Below are 6,448 nucleotides of genomic sequence, written 5' to 3'. Positions count from 1 at the left end.
CCCTCTTTTCTCACATATAACTTTCATCATTTTACTAACTTTAATTATTTATGTATAGAAAAGATATAATTTAAATCATTTCCAACCTATTTTCTCTACTCCAAACAACATTATTGTTATATATTATAATTATAAGTTTTTAAATTTTGGAGGCGTTACATATTGCAGAAATTACTTTTTACTAAATGGACAGTTATTATTTCTATTTTCATCATTTTCGGTACAATTTTCTACGTTACTAATGTTAAAAATAACAACGAAAAAGCACCTGTAGAAACAGCGGATACAAAAACTTTCAAAACGAAATTACAACCTAAAATTAATGAATTGACTACTAATTATAATGAAATCATTGAAAAAGATTGGTTGCCTGCCTGGGAAGAGATTAACACGAATGGAGATTCAGTAGATCGAAATAAACTATTAGTTACAATGAATGCCGTTTCCAAGCAGTATGAAACAATTATGAACGAAATAGACACACTTAAAATTGAAGAAAACATCACAGATATAGATATACAAAAACAACTAATTCAATTCACAACTCAGTTTAAATCCGCATCAAATTTCATGAAAAATGCAGCAAATTTGATTATAGACGGAACAAATAACTCTATTCCAACCAATGAAACTATTGAAAAAACAAAACAAGCTTTAGGACTTGCGGATCAACATATTGTCATCGCTTTATCTACTTTAAATGAAGTTGAAGATAAATTAGGACTTACAAAAAAATAAAACTATTTACTATTTTAAAATAAAAAATGATTGCAATTCACAATTTGTATGTCTATAATATTTTTATTGATTTACAATCAATGTGTTTATAAATTTTATAATTCGGATGAACCATTCAGGAGAAGGTCTATTGATCTACCGACGGGGCAAAAAGTTGTTATACCAACTTTGAAACTCTCAGGTCTTGGTTACAAGTAGAACTGCATGGGGACGAATCTCTGGAGAGACTCCCTCTCGCTTTTATAGAGCGCGGAGGAAAACGAGCACCGAAGGAGCAAATCCGCTACTTTAGCGGATAATCTCTCAGGTAAAAGGACAGAGACAAGCGAAAGAAAAAGCCGATTGTATCGGTTTATTTTTCTATCCCTTGTTTCTCCAGAGACCATTTCATTTACTTGAAGTGGTTTTTATTTTTTCTAAAAAAGGAGAATAAAGATGGAGACAGTAAGTAAAGTATTAGAACAACTAAATCAATACGTGTGGGGATTACCAACTTTGTTGCTACTCGTTGGAACTGGTGTCATTCTCACAATGCGTTTGAAAGGTTTACAGTTTAGTAAACTATTATACGCTCACAAACTAGCGTTTAAAAAATCAGAAGATACTTCTTCTTCTGGAGATATTAGTCACTTCCAAGCACTCATGACAGCTATGGCCGCAACGATTGGTATGGGAAATATAGCCGGTGTTGCAACAGCTGTCACTATAGGTGGACCTGGTGCAATATTTTGGATGTGGATTACCGCATTGTTCGGTATGGCAACAAAGTATGCTGAAGCAATACTTGCAGTGAAATACCGTGTTAGTAATGAAAATGGTGAATATTCAGGTGGGCCAATGTATTATTTAGAACGTGGTTTGGGTAAGAAATGGCTAGCATTATTATTCGCTATATTCGGTACAACTGCTTCTTTCGGTATTGGTAATATGGTGCAATCTAATTCAGTTGCAGAGGCAATGCGAATTAATTTCTCTTTCCCTCCTGCTTTAACTGGTATACTAATGGCATTTTTAATCGCAATTGTTATTTTAGGCGGTGTAAAAAAAATCGGGAAAGTGACGGGATATGTCGTTCCTATTAAAGCTTTCTTTTATATAATTGCTGGTCTTATAATTATTTTCTATCACTACGACCAAATTCCTGAAGCATTTTCACTTATTTTTTCTGGTGCATTTAATGGTACAGCAGCTGCTGGTGGTTTTATTGGGTCAACAGTTGCATCAGCTATTCAAATTGGAATGGCGCGTGGTGTATTTGCGAACGAAGCTGGTTTAGGGAGTGCACCAATTGCTGCTGCGGCTGCAAAAACTGATTCACCTGCAAAACAAGCTTTAGTTTCAATGACTGGTACTTTTCTAGATACGTTTATTGTATGTACAATTACAGGACTAGTATTAATTACTACAGGTGCTTGGAAATCTGGTAAAACTGGCGTTGAAGCTACAACACTTGCATTCCAATCTGTATTTGGTACTGCTGGTAGTATGATTCTCGGTATCGCAATTATTTTATTTGCCTACTCTACTATTTTAGGCTGGTCGTATTATGGAGAAAAATGTGTAGCTTATTTATTCGGAGAAAGTGCTGTTAAATATTATAAAGCAATCTTTATCGTCATGATTGCAATTGGTGCTAATTTAAAGCTAGGAATCGTATGGACATTTGCTGATATTGCAAATGGACTTATGGCCATTCCAAACTTAATTGGTCTAATTGGATTAAGTAGTATTGTTGTTGCTGAAACGAATCGCTTTTTACAAGCAGAGAAATTGAAAGAAAATAATAAAAAACAGGCAAGTTAATCTATGAAAAAAGGAATGACTCATACATGATGAGCATTCCTTTTTTCATCCCCTCTTTTACTTAATTACTATCATTAAAAATATATTTATATCAATGTTTACTCCTTTTTATTCCTCCAAAAGTTTTTCACATAAATGTCATAAATCGTATGGTCTAACTATATAGTTGAAAAGGAATGCGACATTAAAGTGTCGCTGAAAAACTCATCCAAGAAAAGGGAGGAAAAATCTTTTGAAAAACAAAATCATTGTTTTCCTATCTGTTTTATCATTTATTATTGGTGGTTTCTTCTTTAACACAAATACTTCAAGCGCTGAAACATCATCTACTGATTACGTTCCTAACCAATTAATCGTTAAGTTCAAGCAAAATGCATCTTTAAGTAATGTGCAATCTTTTCATAAATCTGTCGGAGCTAATGTCTTATCTAAAGATGATAAGTTAGGTTTTGAAGTCGTACAATTTTCAAAGGGTACTGTAAAAGAAAAAATAAAGAGTTATAAAAATAATCCAGATGTAGAATATGCAGAACCGAATTATTACGTTCACGCCTTTTGGACTCCAAACGACCCATATTTTAAAAATCAATATGGATTACAAAAGATTCAAGCTCCACAAGCTTGGGATAGCCAACGAAGTGATCCTGGTGTAAAAGTAGCTATTATTGATACAGGAGTTCAAGGTTCACATCCTGATTTGGCTTCGAAAGTAATTTACGGGCATGATTATGTTGATAACGACAATACATCTGATGATGGTAATGGTCATGGTACACATTGCGCTGGAATTACTGGAGCACTTACGAATAACAGTGTCGGAATTGCTGGTGTTGCCCCACAAACTTCAATTTATGCTGTCCGCGTATTAGATAATCAAGGAAGTGGTACTCTTGATGCTGTAGCGCAAGGTATTCGAGAAGCTGCTGATTCGGGTGCAAAAGTAATTAGTTTAAGTTTAGGAGCTCCAAATGGTGGTACTGCATTACAACAAGCCGTTCAATATGCATGGAATAAAGGCTCTGTTATAGTTGCAGCTGCTGGAAATGCTGGAAATACAAAAGCTAATTACCCTGCTTATTACAGCGAAGTAATTGCAGTTGGTTCTACAGATCAATCAGATAGAAAATCTTCATTTTCTACTTATGGTAGCTGGGTAGATGTTGCAGCACCAGGTTCAAATATATATTCAACATATAAAGGAAGCACGTATCAATCATTAAGTGGTACATCTATGGCAACACCTCATGTTGCAGGAGTCGCTGCTCTTTTAGCAAATCAAGGATATAGTAATACACAAATTCGCCAAATTATTGAGTCAACTTCTGATAAAATTAGTGGTACAGGTACGTACTGGAAAAACGGTAGAGTCAATGCATATAAGGCTGTACAATACGCTAAGCAATTACAAGAAAATAAAGCTTCTTAAGAAAACTTTAATCAGTCAATCTACCATGAATGCGGAATAAAATAGAAGGAGAGACTTCTATAATTAAAGCCTCTCCTTCTTACAAACTATATTACTCTCCCTGCTTTTTAACCATATGTAAATACAGTACAAAATCCATCATTGTCGACGAATGACCAAGTTGACGGATCATCGCTGTTATATTTCCTCTATGATATGTACCATGATTTACGACATGTTGCACTAATTCTAAAATCGAAGTTTCTAATTTCCCTACATATGGATTCTCAATAACAAATACAGCATTCACATCTTGTATTGTAATTAAAAAATCTTTATATTGATTTGCCATGTTTTCAAACATTTTTTCTAATTCATGTAACGATTTAGTTTCAATTTGTTTTCGTAAATCTTCTCGGTCTTGTATTGCTTCATTCATACTTTTACCATGCAATATGTGTAACCACACTTGATCTGTAATATAAATATGCACAAAAGTATCCTTAATGGATGGAAATACACTCTGTATCTGCTCCTTAAAAATGGTCTCATAGTTTGGTAACTCTTTTAATCGATTGAATAATCTTGTATTAGCCCAAGCATGATAATCACACTGTTTTAATATATAATCTTTCAATTTATATTACCTCCTTATTGTATGAAACGAATGGTTTGTTTCTTCATTTCTGATTCTCTATCAGCCTTTGCAATCCCTTTTTCTTTCATTTCATGCTTATTTATCGTTTTATATTTTACATACGTATAAAATTCCGTTTGAAATGGAAATGGTGTAATCCGAATTGTTTCCTCATCCACCCATTCAGCTTGAATAAGTTTCTCCTCTTTACTATTAAACATTTCTGTTCCTTCAAAACCATCTTTAAATAAATCAATTTCATCTTTCTTTTTGACACCAGGCTTATTCATACATACGTATAAAGAAAGTTCATCACAAAACTTTAATAATCTATAATGTTTATCGAACATCGCAAACTGTTCCTTTGTTAACGTTTTCAAGATTCTTTTTTGTCGTTCTAATTCATGTTTATAAAATGACATCATCTCTTCATCTTCCTCGTTTAGTGGAAATGATAAAAAATGTTTACTACAAAGCAATGCCCCGTATGGATTAGAATTTTCAATTTCATTCAAACCAATCGTATAAAAAACAAAACGTAATGGGCTTGGACAATCCATAAATGTATATGGAATATTTTTAGCATCATTTAAAATTGGTACTTTATCAAGCTCTATCCATCCTCTGTCATGCTCATATATTGCATCAACTGTTTCTTTTAAATATGTTTTACCTTCAAAAAAGTGTTCTTTTATATGCTTTGCAATCTCTCCAGCTAAAAAACCATGATCATGTTGACGAATTAATATACTTTCCTTCTCATTTTTTTCACGAAAAATCATTCGTATACTCCCCCTCATCCTCATACTAAAGCTTTTTATATGCATCGATTCTTAATTAATCCCCAAATAATAGAAGGGATTCAGTCTCTTGCAACGAAATTAACATAATTATATAGTATTCTTTCTAATCATAGTGATAGCTTTATCTTTACTATCTATTATACTAAAACATTCATTCCAAAAATTTTTTTATGAGGTGAAAACATGAACAAAACAGAATTAATTAAAAACGTAGCACAATCAGCTGATATTTCTCAAAAGGACGCTTCTGCAGCTGTACAATCCGTATTTGACACAATTGCTAATGCATTACAATCTGGCGATAAAGTTCAATTAATCGGATTTGGAACTTTTGAAGTGCGCGAAAGATCTGCTCGTACAGGACGTAATCCGCAAACTGGCGAAGAAATTCAAATCGCAGCTGGTAAAGTTCCTGCATTTAAAGCAGGTAAAGAATTAAAAGAAGCTGTTAAATAAACAAGAAACCAGCCATTTTATAGGCTGGTTTCTTGTTTTTATTTAAGCAATTGCTTTATATTCTCTGCATGATACACTTCACAAATATAAAATACACATTTGCAGTTACTGACAATTTGATACTTTCTAGTTGGATACACATTCGCTGTAACAGAACATCCATCAAACAATTCGATAATATTTCCAGATGGCTGATATCCTTCATATAATACGTTTCTTCTTACTTCCATCTTTTCTATAAGCTTTTCAACAGGAATATTTCCACTCTCTAATTCACTCTTTATTGCGTCCGGTAAAAACGAAGTGTCTGCAAAAATTAGATTTTCAGATAACACCTTGCCTTTATAACTAACATTAGATACACGGTAAAGAAATGTTCCATCTTTATCAAAGAAATTCTTTGCTTCTTTCGGAATGTACTGTCTACCAAGTGCCTCTTGTTCAAGAACATCAAACTGAACTGTATCATTTAAAAGCTTTTCTAAAGCATGAATGGATGATGTATCTCCAGAAAATAAAATATTTTTAATTGCTTGTATGTTATAAGTGAATTCATTCTTTCTATTTTCCGCCACTAACATGAGGAACACCTCTTCTATAATTTTT

7 protein-coding genes and 1 riboswitch are annotated in these 6,448 nt (G+C 33.1%); of the genes, 4 read left to right on the top strand and 3 right to left on the bottom strand.

What is annotated here, in order from left to right:
- Positions 1-162: 162 nt before the first annotated feature.
- From DN400_RS21920 to DN400_RS21910, 3 genes are all read left to right on the top strand, one after another.
- Entirely contained in the window at positions 163-738 is a 576-nt protein-coding gene (locus DN400_RS21920) for a hypothetical protein (protein ID WP_001170865.1), read from the top strand.
- A gap of 208 nt (positions 739-946) precedes the next feature.
- A riboswitch (glycine riboswitch) is annotated at positions 947-1,067 on the top strand.
- A 106-nt stretch (positions 1,068-1,173) separates the two neighbouring features.
- Positions 1,174-2,541, top strand: a complete 1,368-nt coding sequence (locus DN400_RS21915; protein WP_147801926.1) for an alanine/glycine:cation symporter family protein — start codon at positions 1,174-1,176, stop codon at positions 2,539-2,541.
- Between the two features lie 232 nt (positions 2,542-2,773).
- Positions 2,774-3,967 (top strand): S8 family peptidase, encoded by a 1,194-nt coding sequence (locus DN400_RS21910; protein ID WP_000790932.1) that lies wholly within the window; start codon positions 2,774-2,776, stop codon positions 3,965-3,967.
- Between the two features lie 91 nt (positions 3,968-4,058).
- On the opposite strand, the gene DN400_RS21905 is transcribed toward DN400_RS21910, so the two are convergent.
- Positions 4,059-4,583, bottom strand: a complete 525-nt coding sequence (locus DN400_RS21905) for a DinB family protein (RefSeq protein WP_000656263.1) — start codon at positions 4,581-4,583, stop codon at positions 4,059-4,061.
- A gap of 14 nt (positions 4,584-4,597) precedes the next feature.
- On the bottom strand, positions 4,598-5,365 hold the full coding sequence (locus tag DN400_RS21900; protein WP_000577301.1) for a DUF3891 family protein: 768 nt from the start codon (positions 5,363-5,365) through the stop codon (positions 4,598-4,600).
- 204 nt (positions 5,366-5,569) lie between these two features.
- On the opposite strand from DN400_RS21900, the gene DN400_RS21895 reads away from it, so the two are divergent.
- A complete protein-coding gene (locus tag DN400_RS21895; RefSeq protein WP_001043905.1) occupies positions 5,570-5,842 on the top strand; it encodes an HU family DNA-binding protein in 273 nt (90 codons plus the stop codon).
- Positions 5,843-5,880: 38 nt separating this feature from the next.
- Here the strand turns inward: DN400_RS21895 and DN400_RS21890 are convergent, their stop codons facing one another.
- Positions 5,881-6,423: a hypothetical protein gene (locus DN400_RS21890; RefSeq protein WP_000959120.1), complete on the bottom strand. Its 543-nt coding sequence runs from the start codon at positions 6,421-6,423 to the stop codon at positions 5,881-5,883.
- Positions 6,424-6,448: the final 25 nt, after the last annotated feature.

The sequence above is a fragment of the Bacillus sp. AR8-1 genome, assembly GCF_008042345.1.
Classification (GTDB): domain Bacteria; phylum Bacillota; class Bacilli; order Bacillales; family Bacillaceae_G; genus Bacillus_A; species Bacillus_A cereus.
This window is presented reverse-complemented; position numbering and strand designations above follow the sequence as displayed.

Coding starts and splice junctions, on each gene's coding strand:
- DN400_RS21915 (WP_147801926.1), top strand. CDS start 1,174: ATGGAGACAGTAAGTAAAGTATTAGAACAACTAAATCAATACGTGTGG.
- DN400_RS21900 (WP_000577301.1), bottom strand. CDS start 5,365: ATGATTTTTCGTGAAAAAAATGAGAAGGAAAGTATATTAATTCGTCAA.
- DN400_RS21895 (WP_001043905.1), top strand. CDS start 5,570: ATGAACAAAACAGAATTAATTAAAAACGTAGCACAATCAGCTGATATT.
- DN400_RS21890 (WP_000959120.1), bottom strand. CDS start 6,423: ATGTTAGTGGCGGAAAATAGAAAGAATGAATTCACTTATAACATACAA.